This is a genomic window from Paenibacillus sp. FSL H3-0469, assembly GCF_038051945.1.
Classification (GTDB): domain Bacteria; phylum Bacillota; class Bacilli; order Paenibacillales; family Paenibacillaceae; genus Paenibacillus_AQ.
This window is the reverse complement of the sequence record NZ_CP150302.1, coordinates 5,963,862-5,985,076: the sequence shown is the minus strand read 5'-3', so window position 1 is coordinate 5,985,076 and position 21,215 is coordinate 5,963,862. Positions and strand designations below refer to the sequence as shown.

20 protein-coding genes, 2 tRNA genes, 1 pseudogene and 2 CRISPR repeat arrays are annotated in these 21,215 nt (G+C 47.7%); of the genes and pseudogenes, 8 read left to right on the top strand and 15 right to left on the bottom strand.

The features are described from left to right. Positions 1-58 precede the first annotated feature (58 nt). The 3 genes from NSS83_RS26175 to NSS83_RS26165 form a co-directional block, all read right to left on the bottom strand. Positions 59-147 (bottom strand) — tRNA-Ser (locus NSS83_RS26175). A 6-nt stretch (positions 148-153) separates the two neighbouring features. After that, positions 154-229, bottom strand: a tRNA-Asn gene (locus tag NSS83_RS26170). Positions 230-314: 85 nt separating this feature from the next. Next, complete coding sequence (locus NSS83_RS26165) at positions 315-1,067, bottom strand: MBL fold metallo-hydrolase (protein ID WP_341188075.1); 753 nt, start codon at positions 1,065-1,067, stop codon at positions 315-317. Between the two features lie 138 nt (positions 1,068-1,205). Here NSS83_RS26165 and NSS83_RS26160 point away from each other — a divergent pair, with 138 nt between their 5' ends. Together NSS83_RS26160 and NSS83_RS26155 are read left to right on the top strand one after the other, a co-directional pair. After that, positions 1,206-1,634, top strand: coding sequence for an Lrp/AsnC family transcriptional regulator (locus NSS83_RS26160; RefSeq protein WP_341188074.1), 429 nt, complete (start codon positions 1,206-1,208; stop codon positions 1,632-1,634). 36 nt (positions 1,635-1,670) lie between these two features. Continuing rightward, entirely contained in the window at positions 1,671-2,312 is a 642-nt protein-coding gene (locus NSS83_RS26155) for a pentapeptide repeat-containing protein (RefSeq protein ID WP_341346829.1), read from the top strand. On the opposite strand, the gene NSS83_RS26150 is transcribed toward NSS83_RS26155, so the two are convergent. Then, positions 2,309-2,794: a SprT family protein gene (locus NSS83_RS26150; protein WP_341187281.1), complete on the bottom strand. Its 486-nt coding sequence runs from the start codon at positions 2,792-2,794 to the stop codon at positions 2,309-2,311. The genes NSS83_RS26155 and NSS83_RS26150 overlap by 4 nt on opposite strands. A 119-nt stretch (positions 2,795-2,913) precedes the next feature. On the opposite strand from NSS83_RS26150, the gene NSS83_RS26145 reads away from it, so the two are divergent. Then, complete coding sequence (locus NSS83_RS26145; protein ID WP_036697237.1) at positions 2,914-3,273, top strand: hypothetical protein; 360 nt, start codon at positions 2,914-2,916, stop codon at positions 3,271-3,273. Between the two features lie 119 nt (positions 3,274-3,392). Beyond that, on the top strand, positions 3,393-3,530 hold the full coding sequence (cmpA, locus tag NSS83_RS26140; protein ID WP_143804182.1) for a cortex morphogenetic protein CmpA: 138 nt from the start codon (positions 3,393-3,395) through the stop codon (positions 3,528-3,530). Between the two features lie 191 nt (positions 3,531-3,721). On the opposite strand, the gene NSS83_RS26135 is transcribed toward cmpA, so the two are convergent. Next, a complete protein-coding gene (locus NSS83_RS26135) occupies positions 3,722-3,892 on the bottom strand; it encodes a hypothetical protein (protein ID WP_200869223.1) in 171 nt (56 codons plus the stop codon). Between the two features lie 111 nt (positions 3,893-4,003). Then, complete coding sequence (locus NSS83_RS26130; protein WP_341187280.1) at positions 4,004-4,498, bottom strand: DinB family protein; 495 nt, start codon at positions 4,496-4,498, stop codon at positions 4,004-4,006. A gap of 171 nt (positions 4,499-4,669) precedes the next feature. Between NSS83_RS26130 and NSS83_RS26125 the strand changes: the two genes are divergently transcribed. After that, entirely contained in the window at positions 4,670-5,242 is a 573-nt protein-coding gene (locus tag NSS83_RS26125; protein ID WP_341187279.1) for a CGNR zinc finger domain-containing protein, read from the top strand. A gap of 90 nt (positions 5,243-5,332) precedes the next feature. On the opposite strand, the gene NSS83_RS26120 is transcribed toward NSS83_RS26125, so the two are convergent. The 6 genes and pseudogenes from NSS83_RS26120 to cas3 form a co-directional block, all read right to left on the bottom strand. After that, positions 5,333-6,466 carry a GGDEF domain-containing protein gene (locus tag NSS83_RS26120; RefSeq protein ID WP_341346828.1) on the bottom strand — a complete coding sequence of 378 codons (1,134 nt, stop codon included), beginning with the start codon at positions 6,464-6,466 and terminating at the stop codon, positions 5,333-5,335. Positions 6,467-6,738: 272 nt separating this feature from the next. Further along, a CRISPR array of direct repeats spans positions 6,739-7,417; the repeat unit is 20 nt; unit sequence ATTTCAATCCACGCTCCTAC. Between the two features lie 169 nt (positions 7,418-7,586). Beyond that, a pseudogene (gene cas2, locus NSS83_RS26115) lies at positions 7,587-7,871 on the bottom strand (CRISPR-associated endonuclease Cas2). A 100-nt stretch (positions 7,872-7,971) separates the two neighbouring features. Further along, positions 7,972-8,835, bottom strand: a complete 864-nt coding sequence (cas7c, locus tag NSS83_RS26110; RefSeq protein ID WP_341346827.1) for a type I-C CRISPR-associated protein Cas7/Csd2 — start codon at positions 8,833-8,835, stop codon at positions 7,972-7,974. Next, complete coding sequence (gene cas8c / locus NSS83_RS26105) at positions 8,832-10,742, bottom strand: type I-C CRISPR-associated protein Cas8c/Csd1 (RefSeq protein WP_341346826.1); 1,911 nt, start codon at positions 10,740-10,742, stop codon at positions 8,832-8,834. The genes cas7c and cas8c overlap by 4 nt, the downstream gene beginning before the upstream one ends. Position 10,743: 1 nt before the next feature. Beyond that, positions 10,744-11,409: a type I-C CRISPR-associated protein Cas5c gene (cas5c, locus tag NSS83_RS26100; RefSeq protein WP_341346825.1), complete on the bottom strand. Its 666-nt coding sequence runs from the start codon at positions 11,407-11,409 to the stop codon at positions 10,744-10,746. A 41-nt stretch (positions 11,410-11,450) separates the two neighbouring features. Further along, the gene (gene cas3 / locus NSS83_RS26095; RefSeq protein ID WP_341346824.1) at positions 11,451-13,721 is read right to left on the bottom strand and encodes a CRISPR-associated helicase Cas3'; all 2,271 of its coding nucleotides are present in this window, start codon (positions 13,719-13,721) and stop codon (positions 11,451-11,453) included. A 659-nt stretch (positions 13,722-14,380) separates the two neighbouring features. Here cas3 and NSS83_RS26090 point away from each other — a divergent pair. From NSS83_RS26090 to NSS83_RS26080, 3 genes are read left to right on the top strand one after another with little or no spacing between them, the layout of a single operon-like run. After that, entirely contained in the window at positions 14,381-14,746 is a 366-nt protein-coding gene (locus NSS83_RS26090) for an XRE family transcriptional regulator (protein WP_341346823.1), read from the top strand. Between the two features lie 12 nt (positions 14,747-14,758). After that, complete coding sequence (locus tag NSS83_RS26085; protein ID WP_341346822.1) at positions 14,759-15,577, top strand: hypothetical protein; 819 nt, start codon at positions 14,759-14,761, stop codon at positions 15,575-15,577. Next, on the top strand, positions 15,570-16,406 hold the full coding sequence (locus NSS83_RS26080) for a hypothetical protein (RefSeq protein WP_341346821.1): 837 nt from the start codon (positions 15,570-15,572) through the stop codon (positions 16,404-16,406). The genes NSS83_RS26085 and NSS83_RS26080 overlap by 8 nt, the downstream gene beginning before the upstream one ends. 54 nt (positions 16,407-16,460) lie before the next feature. After that, positions 16,461-18,151: direct repeats of the CRISPR family, unit length 32 nt; unit sequence ATTTCAATCCACGCACTCATGTAGAGTGCGAC. 478 nt (positions 18,152-18,629) lie between these two features. Here the strand turns inward: NSS83_RS26080 and NSS83_RS26075 are convergent. Genes NSS83_RS26075 through NSS83_RS26065 form a run of 3 tightly spaced genes read right to left on the bottom strand, consistent with a single transcriptional unit; the run spans position 18,630 to position 21,214 of the window. Further along, positions 18,630-19,448, bottom strand: a complete 819-nt coding sequence (locus NSS83_RS26075) for a hypothetical protein (RefSeq protein WP_341346820.1) — start codon at positions 19,446-19,448, stop codon at positions 18,630-18,632. A 1-nt stretch (position 19,449) separates the two neighbouring features. Then, positions 19,450-20,427: a hypothetical protein gene (locus NSS83_RS26070; protein ID WP_341346819.1), complete on the bottom strand. Its 978-nt coding sequence runs from the start codon at positions 20,425-20,427 to the stop codon at positions 19,450-19,452. Beyond that, positions 20,420-21,214 (bottom strand): RAMP superfamily CRISPR-associated protein, encoded by a 795-nt coding sequence (locus tag NSS83_RS26065; protein ID WP_341346818.1) that lies wholly within the window; start codon positions 21,212-21,214, stop codon positions 20,420-20,422. Before NSS83_RS26065 ends, NSS83_RS26070 begins: the two co-directional genes overlap by 8 nt. Position 21,215: the final 1 nt, after the last annotated feature.

The window sequence follows — 21,215 nt, the reverse complement described above, 5'->3', positions numbered from 1 at the left end:
CTTATGCTCCAACGAACCACCAAGGGTTCTCATCCCTAGCAGGGAAGTTTAATCAAAACGGAGAGAGAGGGATTCGAACCCTCGCACCGCTTACGCAGTCTAACCCCTTAGCAGAGGGTCCCCTTATAGCCACTTGGGTATCTCTCCAAGTAATGGCTCCCCGAACAGGACTCGAACCTGTGACAACTCGATTAACAGTCGAGTGCTCTACCAACTGAGCTATCAGGGAACATTAACATGAACAAGGATTAATTTATCATGATTCTACAGGTTAGTCAAGCGGGTCGCGCGAGATTGTGAGATCGTTTACATAATCAGATCCACTCTCCATCCAGCGGCACGGCAACACGGCCGGACAAGCCTTCCTGTTCAAGGCGTTGCATCAATAGCTCCCTCGTTACATGGCAGTGGTTAATTGAATCCATGTGCACAGCAATCACCGAAGCGGACGGAGCGGAATGGCATACCTCCACCACATCCTGTTCGTTCATGGTAATGGGACCTCCGCTCAGGAAGCTGGCACCCCCGGCATTGACAATAATCACCTCCGGCACTTCCCCGGCTATCACCTGCTGAACCTCTTCGCACCAGATCGTATCTCCAGCCAGGTACAGCACAGGTTCGCCCTCTGCCCGGAAGACGAAACCGGAGACCTTGCCCATCCGTTCTCCAATCTCCCCTGTTCCGTGATGCCCTCCTGTACGTATCAGAATTACTCCGCCGAAGGACACAGAGCCGGCGTCCTTAATCTCTGTAACACGCCCAAAGCCCTGGGCAGCAATTCGCTCCCCGTCACCTTCCTGGCAATACACCGGCAGTGCCTTGGACAACTGCTCTGCCGCTGCTGCATCCCAGTGATCCTGATGAAGATGCGTGACCAGCACAGCATCCGGCTCCAGCCACTGCTGAACAGGACCGGGCAATGACACCAGCGGATTCCGGCGGTCATCGCCTGAATTCATAATCGGCGGATTCACACCCTGCGCACTCAGCATGGGATCGATCAGAAACGTTGCACCGCCGTATTCCAGCCATAGGGTGGCGTGGCGGATCAGCTTTATTTTCATCATATGCACCTCTTCCCGGATGTCTACCTTATGTTCACTTTCTGATACAATAAGTATAAATCAGGGCAAGAAGAGAAGACATTGTGCCGAGAAAGAGATTCTTACGATATGCTTTCACCCGGAAAGGAATTGCAGAAAATGACCCCCTATCTCATTGACCATACCGATTACCGCATCCTCCAGCTCCTTATCGAAGACTCCACCTTAAGCCATAAGGATATCGGGGCGATGGTCCATCTGACCGGCCAGGCTGTAGGCGCACGTGTCCGCAGAATGCGGGAGCTTGGCATCATTGAGGGCTACACCATCCGTTATAACCCGCTGTGGATCGGCCAGAGCATTCACGCCTTTATCACGGTTTTTCTGAGCAGCAATAAGGATCATCCGCCTTTTCAGGCTTTTGCGAAGGCCCATGAGAGTGTCACCGAGCTGTACCGCATCAGCGGGGAGGGCTGTTACTGGATGCGGGTGCGTACTGTGGATCAGGAGGCGCTGAACGCTATTTTGGATGAACTGCTGAAGTATGGCAACTACCGGGTCAACCTGGACATGGGCCAGATCAAATAAGGACAAATAAGGATAGGAAATGCCAAGGAGGCCGATATGAGTAACAAGATAGAACCACCCAGAATCTCAGATCCCGGGCTACTTACGCCGCAGGACGTTCACACCCTTGCTTCCAAAGACGAATTCAGCCGCTGCCTCATTGAAGGAGCGCTCATTGAATATCAGGAGGCCACCCGGGTAGCTTTCGACAAGACTATTTTCAAAAACGTTACCATCACGGAATCCTCGCTGCAGCGCATTGAGCTTACCGATGTAATCTTCGATCATTGCGACCTGTCCAATGTGGATTTCAGCGATGCCTTCATACACCGGACCGAGTTCAGGGATTGCCGCATGATTGGTACAGACTTCACCAGAGCACGGTTTCAAAATGTATCCATCACCGGATGTATCGGGGAATTCGCGGTCTTCCGTTTCGCCAGCTTCAAAGGGGCTTCCTTCGAGCGCAGCTCGCTGGCCAGCGCGGATTATTACCAGTCCAGCCTGAACGGCCTGTATTTCTCGGAATGCAATCTGGAGCAGGCCACGCTGGCCGGCTGCAAGCTGAAGGGTGTTGACCTGAGCGACTGCGAGTTCACCGGCCTCCTGGTGGATCTTCAGGATCTGGAGGGCTGCATCATCTCTGCGGAGCAGGCGGCTTCTTTTGCCGGACTACTAGGTCTGGTTATCAAAAATTAAGTAGCCGGGCCCGCGCCTGCTTCTAGCGCAACCAGCTTCAGCTTGCCGGAGCATTTACCGCAGCGGTACCGCCCGGGATCGGCCCGGCGCTTACGCAGATACTCGGTGGCACAGGCAATACATACCAGCTTATACCGGTAAGGCTGCGGCTTGCGGGCCTTGGCACCCGGCAGGGTCTGACAATACCGGCTGCCGCCGACGCGGGCCAGCAGTGTTTTGAAATCGGCATCCCGGTGCATGTACCCCCGCTTCGCCAGATGCAGGTGGTAGTGGCAGAGCTCATGCTTGATGATCTTCTCCGTCTCCTCCCGTCCGTACATCTCCAGTTGCTGGGGGTTAATCTCTATATTATGACTCTTGGTAAAATATCGTCCGCCGGTTGTCGTAAGTCTGCTGTTAAAGCTCGCCGTATGCCGGAAAGGCACGCCAAAGCTGCTCAGCGACACCTGCTCCATCCATTGCTGCAGCTCTTCGTTGCTCATACTGGTCATAGCGTTCCTTCACGGTCCTCTCTGCCTGAATTTAGATCTCTACTTGAATTGTAACTTGCCTATGGGCTACACTGTCAAGAAGGAAGACAAGTCCGGAGGGAGAATGAAAGATGCCGAGAATGCGGTACGTAATCATGCAGCAGGATCAGGAACTGCTATTCGTGGAGATGCCGGAGGAATATGCTTACCAGCTAAGCGCCCTCAATCTGCGACTGAACAAAGAAATTGACAAGCTGACAGCCGAGAATGTACCCGGACTGCCGCGGGCGGTGGCCGAATGCGAGGCGCTGGAGCTGCTGCGCGAAGAGCATCATCTGGAGTCGGGGCTGGCGTATATTAACCGGCTGGAGCAGGCTTTTGCCTCTATTAAAGAGGAGCATTACCCCCTGATCTCACTGCTGACCGAAATCCGGGCGCTTCAGGCCCAGCTTGAACAATGGTACGAAGAGGAAGAAGAACGGGTGCAGTAACGCCGGTTCCGGGCGTCCTTGTGAAATTCGGCTTGGCTACCTGAAACTAACCGTGCACCTTTGGGCGTATTCCCCCATATGCTATCTATACACAGGAAGCATGCAGAGGAGGGGTACCCTTGCCACAATGGCTTCGCCAACAGCTCATGAAGGCCTATCTCAAGAAGGACTGCCGTCAGATTAGACTGCTGAATGAATGCTGGTTCTTTTACCGGAATACCGCCGATTCCCACGAGATGATCCAGAAGAACGTATAGCCGTTATGTAAGTGGAAACGGCTTTGCCGTCCTTTTACAGGACGGTACCGTTTCGGCGGGAAACAGAAGGATAATGTATAGCGTGAAACATATTCATTCTTATATTTGAACAAAAAGCCGCGAGCTCCCGAGGGGGTTCGTGGCTTTTTGGCGTGAATCCGTCCAAGTCTGCACTTGGCTGGGCAACTGGCTTATTTGAACATCGGGAATACATATTTCACCAGGAAAAACAGAACTCCGAAGGTGATAATAATGTAAGCTGCATATTTAATGAACGTGGATGCGACAAGACTGGAATCCGATTTGCGGTGCACCTCTGTCCGTTCAACCTCAACACTTCTGTCCTTGTAATTCGGCTCCATCCTCAATCTCTCCTCTCCGTTGATAGCTGCATGTCTTCCATTAACCCGGGGATTTGGAGCTGAAACAGAGCTGCCTACGAACAGATCACTTGTAAAATATGGCTGCTGCGCTTAATCGAAACGGCGGGTGCCAGGCCAGGAGCCTTGCAGCTTGCGGACCAGTACAATCTGTCCCGTATGATAGGCATCATGCAGAATCAGGCTCATGACCTCTTCGCCCGGCGCATGCCCGGAGCCGCCCCATTCATAAGCGCCTTCCTCCAGAGCTACAATAATCTCGCGCAGCGAGGCATGAATGGACTTCAGCTTGTCTACCGCCTGCTTCCAGTCCTCTTCTCCGCTTCCTGTCACAGTGAATGTAGCGTCATTGCTCTCCAGATCAGGCAATTTCTCCATTCCCTTGAGCTTGCGCAGCAGACGCTCCTTATAATACGTCAGATGGTTAACGTTCTCCCAGATCGAATTGCCCGCAGCTCCCTCCGGCTTCCAAAGTGCCTGCTCACTGTCCACACCTTCAAGCGCCGCACCCAGCGGCGGCTGCCAATCCTCCACATCCATCACATAATCCCAGTTCTCGACCAGTACATCGCTAATTTTATTTTCCATTTATATCCCTCCTGTAATTATAGGTACACAAGCTTCGGTAACGACTAAACAAGCCGAATAACAGTTACACAAGCAATGTAACATAATCGGCGGAGCGTATCAAGTAACTAGCATAACTTAATTTTAACTGTTACAATCAAGGGAAAGATCATGTGAAGGGAGAGATGAAGCTTGCTGTGGGTAGATTTCATGAACAGCTATTGGCGGAATTGGCGGACCAGTGACCGTAGCACAGACCAGGACCGGCTGGAAGACCCCAAATGGCTGGCGGAATGGCTGGCGGAGCACAAGCTGCCGGCGGCAGCCCTTCACCGGCCGGAAGATCTGGAGCAGCTGAAAGGCCTGCGCGGCTTGTTATGGGACGAGCTGCAGCGTTTGGTCGCGGGAGAGTCTCCGTCTACAGCGCTGCTTGCGCAGTTAAATACGTACATGAGCGACGGGCCCGTTGTACGTCAGGTGGTCTGGACGGCAGCAGGTGAAGCCGAGATCTCCCTCCAGCCGCAGCGTGCGGACTGGGGGCAGATTATGGCGGAGGTTGCCGCCTCTTTTGCGGCTGCGCTGCTGGAGAAGGAGCCCTCTCGCTTCCGTATCTGCGGGAATCCCGACTGTCTCTGGGTCTATTACGACGATACCCGCAACCGCTCGAAGCGGTACTGCGACGACAAGCTGTGCGGGAATCTGATGAAAGTCCGGCGGTTCCGGGCACGCAAGAAAGCAGCGGCTGACGAAGGTCCGGCGGAGTAAGCTGGGTGTCGGGTGAAGCGGCTAGGCTGTGAACAGGCAGGCGTAGAGGCTGCGGAAGATCGGAACGTTAACAGACTTAGCGGGCCCAGCCTACACAGCGCTGCGCTGCGTCAGCGGGGTCAGGGTCTTGTTTTTGCCGGAATGCTTGGCGGTATAGAGCAGATGATCCACTTCCTCGAACAGCTTCTCTTTGGAGATGCCTTCGGCATAGCTTTGCAGTCCGATGCTGACAGTAACCGCCCGCTGCTCCATCTCCTCATGGGACGTATGCGACAGCTCCTGGCGGACTTGTTCAATCAGTGCGTAAGCTTCCTCGAAGCTTTTCTCGAACAGCAGGATCGCGAACTCCTCCCCGCCGTAGCGGGCCGCAATATCTGCAGGCGAGATGTGGTCCTTAATGATCTGGGCGACCCGCGCCAGCACCATATCTCCGGTACGGTGTCCATACTTATCGTTAATTTGCTTGAAATTATCGATATCCACCAGCGCAAGATGGAACGGGGCACCCTGGCTGCCGTATTCCAGCGCTTTTTCATAGAATTCGTGAAAAGAAATATGGTTATACAGTCCTGTCAGTGCATCAGTGGTAGACAGCTTGCGGATCACCGCATTCTCAATCATCAGGTCCTGCTTCGCCGTCAGAGTAGCCTCCAGATCGCTTGCCAGCTCACGCCCGTTAATAATGACAATCCCCGCCACCAGCGTGCCTACCAGCAGAAAGAGGGGAATCGCAATCAGGTCGAAATCCGTCAGATAATACTTGAACCAGTAATCCCAGCGGTAGAGAATGAAGAAGGCCGCCGCCTGCAGGCCAGAGGTGAACAAGGTGAGATCCAGCCGAAAAAAAATCGCCGACGCAATAATCGGCAGCAGCATCAACGCCCCGATAATCCGGATGTCCATATTCAGATGAATAATCATCATCGCGATAATCGTCCCCGCCACAAACAGCAGCACGAAGGAATACTTCGGTGCCGCAACATCCACCAGCTGCGTCAACCCGACCACCGCACTCATCAGCAATGTCGGATAGAGCAACACATCATAGTAGAACTCATGCGCTCCCATAGGATACGGCAAACATACAAAAGACCCCAGCTGGGCCAGGAAATGCAGAGCAATCACCAGCCAATACGTATACAGAAACCGCTTGACCCACTTCGCCTGCCGGTGCGCCGAAGTCTCCGAAGGGCCCATGTAATCTCTCAATCTCAACGCTCTCACCTGTTGCCCCCCCGATTAAATTCACACATAGGATGTACACATTGCTCCTATTTTAACATGTCAGGGTCCGGGTCGGATACTCACTTGTGGGATATGTACGGGGGTGGGGGAGGGTTAGTGCGATTGGTGAAGTATCGGGGGCGAAAGAACGTGTGGGTTGAGAGTTTGTGGGCAGGTGTTGGTATGAGGGCGATTATTCTTTGTGTGATTTCAATCCATGCTCGTACATAAGGAGGGGCCAGACCATACCTGTGATAGTGCCGATCCCCCCACTCTTAATACACACTCCTACATGAAGAGCTACGCCGACGCGCCGATCGCGAAGCCAGGCTTCATCCGATTTTAATCCACGCTCCTGCACGAGGAGCGACAGAACATTGATAAAGCCCGCGCCCATAGTACCCTGATTTCAATCCACGCTCCTACAGAGGAGCGACAGGGCACTACAGGACGCGCGTTTTTCGTACGAGATTTCAATCCACGCTCCTACACGAGGGGCGACAATTCATTCGAGGGGGAATTTACAGTGGCTAAATTTCAATCCACACTCCTACACGAGGAGCGACAGTTGGAATTTATTTTTAGTTATCTCCAGGGAGGATTTCAATCCACGCTCCTACACGAGGAGCGACATCCATCCGTTGTGGTTACGATAACACCATGTTTCAATTTCAATCCACGCTCCTACGCGAGGAGCGACCAGTTCATACCCCGGCGTCCCGGTGACAGTGATATTTCAATCCACGCTCCTACGCGAGGAGCGGCCAGTTCATACCCCGGCGTCCCGGTGACAGTGATATTTCAATCCACGCTCCTACGCGAGGAGCGACAACTGCAAGAGCAGATCCGGGGGCTCACCAACCAATTTCAATCCACGTTCCTGCATGAGGAGCGACATGGCCGATAAATTCGTCTTGATGCTGATTAACAAATTTCAATCCACGCTCCTGCACGAGGAGCGACAGAGATTTTGAATCAAAAAAAGGAAATAACTCCTCCTTTTAGATGTAGATTCACGTATTTCATTACTTTCAAACATAAACCCATCAATATATTAACATAATTTTCTAAAAGTGTGGTGCGAATCTCCCAGGGATTTCATGTGAGCCTCACATTCACACTACAGGATCAACGGGCCTTTAAGTTCTAAGGATTCCTTAATCCCCACATGTTCAACCTTGTTTTTATAGTTTTTTCCCAGTTGATAGAATCTGAGACTATCTTCCTTCTGATCAATAATGTCCTTCAGCTTCAACTTCAGCTCAATAAATTACACTGCTTCCACTATGCACTCGAACACTGAGCTCTGAACACGCTACCCGTAATTCTGGCAGACCTTAGCTACCCGCCGCAGCCTGCTCTGACCTGTACTCGTGGTTGTACTTACATCGTACTTGATTAGCACAAACGCTTCCTAAACCTATTTCCGAAGACTCATACAGATCATTCGCAAATGGCGGGCAAGCAGCAATACTTAAGCATGAGACCCTCTTTGTCCAACAATTCTATCTCTCGATCATATTTACCCCTTCAGGCAACTCAGAACGATCAATAGTGATATGGTAGTCCTTATAATCTCTCGCTGGCACTCCAGGAACACTTTCAGCATAAATACGTTCAAACAACTTGTGAGCAGGCGCATTCCCCAATACTGAACTATGTTCAAAAATAATCAATTTGCGAAGTGCCATTTGTCCACGGGAGGCAGAGCGATCATATTCAAACATATTCTCAATCGCAGCCCACAACAGTTCCAGGTCATCCGAAGTAAAGTTCGTCTGTTGAGCCAAATGCCCCGAGATATAACCATCCATTCTATAAAGTCCGTAGGGGATGATATGCTTGCGTCCCATCTCCCGCTCTTTATCAGTTCCCTCCTGGGTAACAGCTTGACGGGTTATAGTTAGCTCTTGAGAGAATACTGGGTCGATACTTCTTGCGAAAGTAAACTGTACAGGACCACGAACTTGTCCGCAGTTAATCTTAGTAGTCATAACCGCCCCAAACGTGCGGACGTCAAAAAAGTTATCACACATCCAGCGGGTAAGTTTATAGCTCTCTGCTTTATCCGCAGGCTTCAACTCTTTCAATTTATCTGTATCTTCTTCGCGCAACGCCCGATAGGCTTGACGATGTTGTTCATTGAGCACCGCGCCCTCAGATACATAAATATTATGACCTTCTTGCCCGTTTTTTGTTACTTCTACATAGTTGCGGATTTTGCGCTTAAGGCATACGTCTGTTACGATTCCGTGCCCTGTTTCCGGATCAATTCTCGGCATATTACCGGCATCAGGATCTCCGTTCGGATTGCCATTCTTAACATCAAAAAAGATCGTAAACTCATGGCGGTTAATAGGGGTTCTCATTGTTCATCCTCACCTTTCTTATCCTTGTTATTTGGAATAGGGGCATCCGTTTCCGAATTAGTGCCAGTCACGTTTGATTTACTGCCAGTATGCTGTGCCTGATGATAGTATCCAAGAATAAACAAACCTTGCTCTTCAAGATTCAAATGGGTTGGAAATTTAGGAACACCAGATAACACCTCACCGATATCCCGGTCTCTGAACTTTCCGAACTTTGCCTTTGGATTAGAGATGTGCGCCTGCGCCAGACGGATTAAGTTCGGAAATACCGCCAAAGGAGTAGTAGAAGCAGAGGAAAAGTACCTATCTTTAATCGTCGTATTTAATTTGCCGTACCCCCCTGAGGCTTCGATCTGTGCCCTTTCCAGGACAGCGAATAATCTGCCAAGTCTATAGGCTACAGTTTGTGTCTCACTATTCTCGTTAAGCTCCATCGTCAGTGCTCCTTTCAGCACATCATTGTTATTGATTCGTGCATAACGCTGCAAATACGCCTTGATGACTGACGCCCGAACCCATGCACTTCCCGCTGATTCACCATAAGGCGATATTCTTCCATCTACCCTAATACGACCGATAATTGCTGCAAATACTGAATATGGATAGGCACTGCCTTGAAGCACAGAACGAAACCACGCACCAGCCATAGCAGCGGTTGCCTTCTTCATTTTGCCTGAATCCATATTTGCGTGGACCGTTTCCCGCATAACCCGATAAAGACTTGGCAGCACAGGAGACTTGTCCCCCGGACGACTCATAGCCATGTCCGTGGAATGCTGTGACAATTTCGCAAAAAGCGAATCAAAAGTACCCTGCCAGAAATAACGAACAGCCAGACGGGCAACATTCGGCGATAACCCCAGTACAGTAAACAGTGCTTGTGGAGCAGGCAACATATCTTCTGACACTTCCATACCACTGCGAACACGAAGCATTATATCCTTTAGCTGTTCAGTACCCTGAGAATCCTCCTCAAGTTGTTCCTCCGGTTCGTTATCAAAAAAGCTTCCGAACATTTCCTCTTGGGCAGCCCACTCCTTTCCTTGCCCTAGCTGACGGTCCGCCCAGAAGACAATTGTCATATCACCTACGCCCCGCAACCGATTCTCCCTAGAGGCAAGCAGATGGTTTAATGCTTTAGCATATCCGGCTGCCGCTTCCTCGCTCACTGGTGCATTATAACTTTGTTCTTTACCATAGGATAGAAGTGCAGGAAAATTAAAAGAAACCAAATTAGCTCCAACGGATTGAGCATCTGCAACCCCTTTGATCTTGATCTCATGAGTACGGGCAATGGGACGGTTCGCTTCACCGGAGATCAGACAGGTTCCATAGACGGCTCCCTCCTTGTCTTCTCTTCGAGAGTGGGTCCAGATACTTATCATTTCAGCTGTCTGGTGAACGAAGGGATCGCTTCCTTGCAGCCTAAAGATAAAGTTATTATCTGTTCCAGATAGCGCTTTGTTCAGACTCAGTTGAAAAAATTCATCACCTTCAGGCTCTTCAGGATTCCAACGTTCAAAAAAATTCAAGACTGCAAGGCCATCAGGTGAAACACAACCATCGAGCAGAGAACGGTGCAACACGCGGCTGGCCTCAAATTTCTTGAGCGATGTGAAAAGAACTCCGTTTTTTTCAATCAGACCAAAAATATATTCTGCTTTATCCGATAAAAAGTAAGGCTTCACCCCGCTTGAACGTGCTCCATGCTCCGGTACATCCATCGAAATTGACAAAGGCCTTTTGCCACGATTATCACGGATATCCAAAATACGCAGCGGTCGGCCGTCTGTACCAAGCTCCAGCACAAAAGAGATCTTGTCCGTGCTGAAACCAGGTGGAGCCATACCTGAAGCCGGATCTTGAGAGAGCTTTAGATAACGCTCATAAAGAGACTGGGTGATCATCTTATTTCCCTCCTTTACTCAAATCTGGTACGTCAATAATTCCCGCATTCATTACAGCACGGAAAAATTTCGCCTCCATACTAGCTTCGTAATCGAGATCCCAGAGCATCCACTGCAAATCTCGTTCTCCAGCCCCGGCATAATAAGAAATTGGCATGGCTTGTCCACTCTCAATTAATTGAAAATTGGCAGGAAACTCCCGACAACCTAAGTAGGGTTGTTGAAACACTTGTCCTAAACGCGCACGGCGGAGAAAAATATTATAGTGCTTTTGTGGAGTGTCCATAGCTCCCGCTTTTGAGGTCATCTCAAAGTGTGCCTCTATAATATATCCGACCTGCTTTAGCATTAAGGTCATCCGCTGTTGCCGTTCCTCCATCACATTCTGACGAACATTGCTTGTTTTGCCGTTCATAGCTGACTTAACAATAGCAGCAGATAGTTTAGATTCTGTCTCATTGCGGCGAATGGATTCAAATTTAATTTCGTTCAACACATGAATACGGTCGACCACCCACTGGATGGCCGGCTTCCAGTGAAGGCTCTCGAGAATACCTCGAGCTGCAGACGGAGTGATGACATCATAACTGACTCGCTCAGCCTTCATTTCCGGGCGCGTGAAACATGCATAGTCCCCCCAAACATGGAGCTTAATACCATATCCCATATGTTCACCTCCGTTAGCTATTAAGGTAGCTTTCTTGCTCATTAAGCAGAGTAAGGCTTGACTCCCGTCTGATGGCTGTACCATAAATCAGGACGTTCTAGCATTCTGATGCCCGGGCTAATCTCTGTAAGTTCTCCCGCTTGCTTAAAAGCCTCATATTCCTGTTCGTATAATTGAACCGTATAAGGCTGAAGTTTCCTCACAAGCTCTCTACTTAATTGAGGAGCATGGCGAAGACGCTTAAGCAGAATCGAGAATGCAGTGTTATTATCCTCTACAAGCATTTCCTCTTCAGTCTTGTAGGGAATGATGATCGGCTCCATCTGCTCATCAATCATCCGGAATTCCCGGCCGATCTCAGCAAAAGGAAATGCGAGCTGTCTGCCGTTTCTTTCAATCTTGGCGATAATCTCCTTGCCGTCAGTAGAATCTTTGTTGCCGATATGCTGAAAATAAGAAAGTTCGGCAAAATACCGCTCAACTGCTGAGACAGATAACGGATCAAGCCCTTCTTCTAAACTATCTTTAAGAATAGTTCTAGCTATATTGCCCGTTAAACTCATCCAACCCGCAGGTAGTCCCCGCTCCAATTCAAGCACATGCACTTTTCCATGAGACAATTTCCCATTCCGGTTACATCGTCCAGCCGCCTGAGCAATTGAATCAAGTCCAGCTAACTCACGGTATACCTCCGGGAAATCCACATCCACTCCTGCTTCAATTAATTGCGTGCTGATTAAGAAACAAGGCTGACCGGACTCAAGGCGTTGACGGACCACGTTTAATATATCCATTCTGTGTACAGGACACATTCTCGCACTTAAGTGATACAATCCCTCAAGTGTATTAGCAGATTTGGAATGTAGACACTGCAAAGACTCAAATAGCTCACGGGCAGTCTTACGTGTATTAACAATACACAATGCCTGACGCAGACCATTCAATTCTTCAGCTAAGCTGTCGAGACTTACAATTCCACGGCTGAATACTTTTACACGTTCAAATTGTCTGAAGCGTAATTCCGGGTGAGTCACAATTTCCTTAACATCAATTTGCTGCTTCATACGAGGGTGATTCAATGTTTCCGAAGCTGGCGGCTGTGTTGCAGTACACATAATCACAGTACACCCATAATTCCGAACAAGCTCCTCCAGTGCGTACATACAAGGTTTGAAAAAAGCTCCATTCATCATCTGTGCTTCATCCAGCACGATAACGCTGTTCGTAAGATTATGCAGCTTACGTGTCTGGGAACGTTTGTGAGAAAACAGTGATTCAAAAAACTGCACATTTGTCGTCACGATAACAGGCATGTCCCAATTCTCTTCAGAAAGCCTTCTCGTATCACGGAGCCTGCGCACTTCCTTCTCTTCTTCTAATAATTCCTCCGACTCATCCGTGTCATGGTGAACATTGGAATGATGCTCCAGCACAACCTCTTCCCCTAATACATCACGAAAAATAGCAGCGTTTTGCTCGATTATGTTGGTATGAGGAATTGCGTATATGATTCGCTCCAATTCCTTATGCTGCACTGCATGTCCCAAAGCAAAGCCCAGCGAGATCAACGTTTTACCACTGCCAGTAGGTAAGGTTAATGAGAATAGGCCCCGGGGTTGTGATGCTATGCCCATACACTCATTGAATATTTCTGTACGCAAATAATCAATTTGACTACTAGGCTTAGAGAATCGCTTAGCCATAAAATCCTGAAAGCGCTTAAGTAAAGCAAGGAAATTGGCAGCTACTCCTCTCTTATCCGCTTGATCCGGGTTTAAGAAGCGTTCTGTATTCAAAGTATCTGCATCGACCAGGCAAGAAAAAAGCATTCGAGTAAGAATAGACATCTGAAAAGATGATGATATTCCCGGCTGCAACGAAAACTGTGCTGGCAGTTCCGGAATTTTGACCTCACGAAAAGCTGCACTATAATCATCCAAATCTTTTACCAGTCTACGCGCAAGGCAAGAATCCGCTCCCGAAATTGTCCCATAGTCTGGTAAGCCGCTATGATGACCAGCAATGATGTAGGATAAGATTACAGCCAAGCGTTGATTAGAACCAGCAGCCTTAATGATTTCTCTTGCTCCTGCCGTGGAATGATCTACTCTTCTACTTGATCCCTCAAGCCTGCTTTGAAATTCATCAGAATACTTCCCAAGATCATGGAGATAACCGGCTATGTAACCCCATTTCTCCATTCCAAATCGACTAGCAAATTTAGCTGTTAATTGGGCCACTTCATTTAGATGATTCAATAATAACTGCCACTCACTTTTATTTGCAGAATCTGTGCTGTGGGCGTAGTACATTATTCACCTCCCATTTATCTTCTTGTGTTTAAAAATTAAATCCATGTTTATATTTTAACTCATTACTGATGAGTTGTATACAAAAAAATCCAATATGATCCGAAATATACCATCCTCCATGTATTGCATCCTGCCAGTACTCCATATAATATAAATAAAGTGCTTAGTCGCTCCCAAAGGATGCGTGGATTGAAACTTGTGATTAAATATTCTACAAAAAAGAAGCTAGTCCAGAGTAGTCTGGAACTAGCTTCTTTTTTGCATGGTATCACGGTTAATCCATGCACTCGCATAAAGTGCAACCTATTACGGCGGTCCCTTTAAAGGACCTAAAAGATTTCAATCCACACACTCACGTAGAGTGCGACAGCGTAAAACAGCATAACCTATGCTTTTTCCATATCAGCTTGGCATTCGCACCAGCTCACCATTCCATATTACTCCATATCTCATATTCTACCAAATAATAATTCCTTCAACTCGCTCCCGCTTAGTTACACTCATCCTGTTCTTTTCAAAATCCCAGTATATTCTTCCAGCTTCCCACCAATACTAATTTATAAATTTACATTTTGTAAAAATAATTTTTACAACCTTTTTCAATTCCTTTATAATACAAAATATAATACAACGTATCTTACACAAAGTGAGGTGTAAACATGAGCATTAATTATTTCGAGCACCGGGAGACGATTGCTAAGAATGTGGTGAACTTTTTGCGGCTGAAAGGGTTCTCTAAACTCTCTTTGTCGAAGCAGACAGGGATCTCCCGCCCAACCATCGACCAAATCATCAAAGGTGAAAGTCCCAGCCCTAAACAATATAACTCGCAAATTGAAAAGATCAATTGTGCCTTTGATTTACCAGAAGATTACTTCATTACATCACGAATCCCCCTCCCTTCAGCTCCCCCAGCCTATGCTTACTCCGATCATAGTAGTGGTTCAGCGAAGGACCCGGTGGTTAGGGAGCTTTTAGATGGATTGGATAACATTTTGGATATTTATTCTTTGTATTTACGTTGAGGGGGTTAGAACGTGCGGATTACGAGCAAAAACTTAGATGAGACAGTGGAACTCAATCTGAAGATTGAACGGCAAGTCGAGGAGCATATCGCTTATATTGACAAACGCCTAATCAAATGGAGATCCCTTCCTCTGGAAGAGCAGGCCTATGAAATCCTGAAAGAATACAACTTGATTGAACTCCCGATCCCGGATGAGAATTGGGGGGGCGCTATCCGAAAGTTCTCTAGTGGTCTAACCGTCCCGGTCATAAACACTGCGCAGCCCAGGCTGTATCAATACTTTATCTACTGGCATGAAATTTATCATTTAACGGAGCATGAGGAAATGGGTAGCCATCTGGAGGACTACGAGATTACGATTGAGTTTGATTTAAATGAGCGAAAAGCTGATTATTTTGCCAGCCAGATGATTTTTGGACGACATGATTTGTATGATTACTATCTCTCACTGAGGCATGATGATTTCCTGGTTAATGCGGCCCATTGTATGAAATCCTTCAAGGCACCCTACAAGGCCGTGCTGATTCAACTCTATCAGATTGCCAAAAAAAACCGGAATGAGTCGCTCCAGCAACAAATCAGACTGTACTTTGATAAGCATTGGTCAATGGAAGAGTGGTCAGCGATTTTTCATGAATATGCACTGGATGATTCCTTAATGAAGCCCTCACTAATTATTAATCTGAACCCGATTACGGTTGCTATACGGGAACAAATTGAGGCGCACCCTGATGTGGAGTTGTACCAGGAGAATCTGCGCGTGGTGGAGAAATGGGCCGGGAAATACAGCGCTGTGCAAAAGGAACTAAAGGAGCATTGGAATGGGTAATTACAGCGACCTTGAACAATTAGTACGTACAGCTAATCAAATAAAAATATTGATTTTGGATACGGGGAATATTCAATTTTTCTATCAACATAGAGACGCACTCCCCACCTCTTTCATCTTCAATCGCTATGATCTTGTACTTATCCCGGGCTGGGTTCATGCCGAGTATGCTCATCATTCGGGAAAAGCCGCATACATCGCTTCTCTTCCCAAACCTTCCTTTATCGTCGATGAGGTGGATGACTACTTGCCTATGCTAGGTTACAGCGACAAAAAGCTGATGGAGTTATTTCGATTGGCAGCGCCGAATGAACACTCCCAGCGGTTTTTTAACCTGTATAAGGGTTTGGGGGCAGAGGATTATCCGGATGATTGGATTGAACAATATTATGAGCAAGGCTTCTTTACCCGTGAAACGCAAACCATGGTCACCAAAAAGAATGCAGGTGAAGTCTCGGTCCTAGCATTATGCTTCGCCCTGCTCTCGCACTATCCTACGCAGCTGTCAAACATAGCTATCGCCTCAAACGATCTCGGTATAATTAATATCAAGGACCGCATGACTCAGGAAGCACACAAAACCCTCAAACTGGGTACGCCGATTTCCCCACCCGTTTCTTTCTTCAGTAAGGACGTCTTACTATTTCTTGCTGTAAAAGAAGGCATCATTCAACCTCATCAACTCTCTGCTCTTCGTCCAAATTCAAGCTCTTCTACTTATGTAGAGTCATTCTCCGATGGAACAACCGTCTTACACCGGCATCTGCTCCATACCTCTGACTTTGAAGAAATCTGTAGGAATTATCAGCGTTATCAGATGATTTTTTAGGTAGGGGGACGGGTCGTAGCAACTAGACTCGCCTCTCAATATAAAGGGTACGCAATTTCAATCCATGCACTCGTATGGAGTGCACTCCCGTACTACAGCGTAGACCCTAGCACCTCTCTAATATCAGTGCACGCACTCGTGTAGAGTGCGACATACCATGACCTATCATGAGCGGGCCCGTTACATATTTCAATCCACGCACTCGTGTAGAGTGCGACTGCAAAAACAACTCAAATAAGGGCCGGGGGCGGTATTTCAATCCACGCACTCATATAGAGTGCGACCAGGACGCACTGCCTGCGAGTAGCCAATGGCCGGATTTCAATCCACGCACTCATGTAGAGTGCGACGGTCAAGGCGTTGTTAACTCTGACGACTTGTTCTCATTTCAATCCACGCACTCATGTAGAGTGCGACTCGCCTTAACCATCTCGCGCCTGGAGATAATTGATTTTATTTCAATCCACGCACTCATGTAGAGTGCGACGGTATTGGGGCGGACTTCGGGGAGTCTTCCGAGATTTCAATCCACGCACTCATGTAGAGTGCGACTCACTTTAATTTGCGATAGATCAGCAGAGTAGATTTCAATCCACGCACTCATGTAGAGTGCGACGGACAAAAGAACTGGCGTTGCTACGAGTGCAAACAATTTCAATCCACGCACTCATGTAGAGTGCGACAAGGCCCTGGCTCTGACCGACCTTGACCCAGCAGAATTTCAATCCACGCACTCATGTAGAGTGCGACGGGAGTGGTTCAGCGATTCGCTGCGCACGTTTGAATTTCAATCCACGCACTCATGTAGAGTGCGACGGAAGATTAATTTTAATGACGGGGGCGATAGTGTATTTCAATCCACGCACTCATGTAGAGTGCGACGCCCACCGAAAATGGGAGTACCGTTATGATGCTGAATTTCAATCCACGCACTCATGTAGAGTGCGACAACACTGTAGTTGGTGGAATTGCTCTAGATAATGATTTCAATCCACGCACTCATGTAGAGTGCGACGTCAGTGTACCACTGGCCAGGAGGAGATGCAATATATTTCAATCCACGCACTCATGTAGAGTGCGACCATTATGCCCACATCAACTTACCAGAGGTAGGGGAGATTTCAATCCACGCACTCATGTAGAGTGCGACTTGAACTTGCAATAATACCCGTCCTCCAGTTCCATTTCAATCCACGCACTCATGTAGAGTGCGACGACGCTTTCCCCCGCCAATCCTCGACTTTCAGTAAATTTCAATCCACGCACTCATGTAGAGTGCGACATCATTTTGATATACCTATCTATTTTATGTATGAAATTTCAATCCACGCACTCATGTAGAGTGCGACCCATGTCACCGGGTACGCCCGTATGTTGATCTGATTTCAATCCACGCACTCATGTAGAGTGCGACATACAATTACGGCTGCTCCTGATGTAGCTGTTCCATTTCAATCCACGCACTCATGTAGAGTGCGACCAACTATTCCAGGTTGAGCTTAAGCTACTCAAGATTTCAATCCACGCACTCATGTAGAGTGCGACTTGGTTGCGGTACTTCTCTTGACCGATCCGCCACCGATTTCAATCCACGCACTCATGTAGAGTGCGACCCAGCCCAGCAATACAGCCCCCCAATACACAATTTATTTCAATCCACGCACTCATGTAGAGTGCGACGCCGTTTGAACTCCTCCAGCACCTCAAGGTCACATTTCAATCCACGCACTCATGTAGAGTGCGACAGCGGAAAACAGCATAACCTATGCTTTTCCCGTATTAATTCACTCTCTTTCTTCTAACTCTATTCTCGAAAAAACATATGTTAATGCTTGACTTTTTTAGTAGGATCATAATTCAGCAGAGTTTCGACAAATTCTGAGGTGCGAATCCCCCGGGAATTTCATGGGAGCTTGGCATTCGCACCGGCTCTCTGTTCCTATTTTACGCAAGGACGATATTTTGCACTACAATAATAATTCTCCTTGAATTACTGCACTCGTTAGAGTGCGACGATGGAACCCGTCCCCGTACGCTGCCGCATCCCTATTTCAATCCACGCACTTACATAGAGTGCGAAGTCAAAAAAAGGAATTAATCACTATTTAATCCATATAACCCCCACCGTCAAAGCATTAACTTTATATCTGAAAAGACATGTTTACTAACTTGTCTATTCAAGAATGCGCACATTCCCCTAAGGTTTTCACATTCCCACCTGCCTTAAAGCACTTCGTGACATTCCGAAATTTCCACGATTCCGTGGGGAAGATAGCTGGAGCAATCCATGTATACTGCGGTATCCACCGCGCCGAAATCTACTGGTTTGTTTCCTTGTTCAAACGGTCCTGATAACGAAAGACCTTTATACCCGCCGAGCAACAGGAAGCAACGCTCACGACTCCGTTCCATAATCATCTGGACATTATCCTTCAGTTGAATAACCTTTGGCTTGGTTTTTTCATCTATTTCATTTCTTTCAAGGACTGCTGCTAACTTAACATGTAACTGGGACAGCTTTGCCGTTGTTCTCTCCTGAGCCGCTTGCAGATAGGTACGGATGTGCTCCTTACAGAACATTTCCCCGGTATATGTACGTTCGGCCAGCAGACTCTCTACCGCAACATTCGGAAAAAAGGGATCAAGCGTCGTTGCATTACCATTGTCTGGTGAGAGATATTGCAACTTTTGAAGCTGAGTTAGTCTTAAATCTGTACCCTTGATCGGTACATCGTCGACCATCAACTCCCTCGCAAGCTTCTGTTCACTTTTGGAGAGCAAGCTGCCTTTAATAGACGAACCCGGAATATAGTAATCTGTGCTATCTGGTTGATACGAGGAATAGGTTCCATATTGATAAAAAGGGTAGATAATCTTAATCCGACCAACAGCATTCTTGTCTGTTTCGTTCGTCGAGATATGTTTTGCGATCTGTTCGCTCTGGAAATCACTGGCTGCCAAATACAATCCTTCATGATCCCTCGGTGACAGGATGAGCGATGACACCGTCTCCAATTGATATTTATATTTTTTGAATGACATCTCAGGAAGTCTCCTCCTTGCTTACCGGGTATAACAAGGCATTTCCAAACACAATATCCCTTGTGAACGAAGGGGAAGGGATAGATTCTCCGGCGTGGCCGACTCCCTCAGGTGCATATATGATACTCCCCTGTTCGATGAAGCTGATGAATTGGCCTTCATGATGGTTTTTGTCCCAGCCTCCCGGCGGATTATAGGGTCTACGCTCTGAAGTAAACAGCTTGAGACTGGACTTGTCAAAGCTAATCTGTCCCGGCAGCAGCATCCCCATATTCAAATAATAACCGGCTGCATTCGACTCTACACTCATCTCCTCTTGAACATCCTTAATAATGAATGTATTCAATCCTTGCGAGCCGCGCGCTCCAAGCACGAACTTGCCTGCTCTGTTTGCTTCGAGCTTCAACATGTCAAGCAGCCGCTCTCCTTCAGTCCCTCGTTCTATCGCCGTATAGAACGAATATTCGCGTACCAATTCTTTCGTTTGTTCTGAACGAACCTCTTGTATAATTACTCCAGGCACTGAGAACAGGTCAGGGTCAAGGCCCGGCAGGTTGTAACGCTTGCTGTCAATGGAGGCATGAATTTGCTGTGTAAACTTACTGGATATATAGGGATAAATATTGGCTGCACGTTGAGGTTCGCTCATGATCTCCTCAAGCTGTGCTCCCTTCACATACAGCCGTTTCTTCACTGCCTTATAGATTGCCTTCCTATCCTTGCTATCCATGCTCTGTCTGCTTAATTGATCCAGCAGTTCCGTATGAGGAACAGGGAGATAACCGCGTGGCAGAATATTGGATAACGTGAGAGGTACCGTATTCTCTTTAATAGCTTGTACCAATTGAGTAGCTTCTGCGGAAGAATAGGTCTCTGAGAACCGGTGGATCAAAGCCCCTAATACTTTCTGTGAATCTGGAAGTTGAGTTATTGCCCCCTGTACATCCAGATCAATCCGGTAATACACCCAGTCAGCCATACAAGGAGTCCTCCCCGCTACACTCGACCTCTATCCGTCCATATCCCCTGCTTCCAGAGTTGCCCAAACGATACATTCCTGAATTGAATTGATCCAGCGCCGCTTGGATGAACTGCATACTAAGAGACGCTATAGTCGAATTTGGTGTTGATCCTTCATTCAATGCATCTAATTTCCCGAAATTATAGAACAAGATATCTCCGGTAAAAGCGACCCCTGGACGCACAGTTCTATACGTCCGGGGATTCGCCACAACCAAAGGTGAACTGGAACCGTCCTTCGTCGAAACACTGGTTTCTATATTATTCTTGGAATCTATAGAGAACCAGTTCTCTTTGTGACTCTCTTCAGCGAGCGGAAGCAGATCATTAAACAGCAGCTTCGGTGTGTCGTTGAACCCTTCAATACCGAATAGATACTCGGCGCTGGCCTCATCGATAACCTTATCGTACCTTTGCTGCATACGTTTAATCCGATCTTCCCCTATGCCATACTTCTTACACTCTTCGCTGCTTTCAGTTCTAAGCCTCTTTAAGTATTGTCTGTAAGCTTCCGCAATGATTGAACTATCGGAATAACCATTCAGCATTTCCCGGACAATCTGGCGCAAAGTCCCTTTGAGCGAAGAAGCCGGGATATACGGCAAGTCCTTCTCATTCGTCACAGTAAATAGATCTACACCACCGATCTGGAACGTAGATGGCGACCCGCCAATGAACAGATTGGAGCGTGTTGTTATTTTGACTGAAATCTTCTGCCCTGTTAATTTATCTCTACTGTTCTCCATA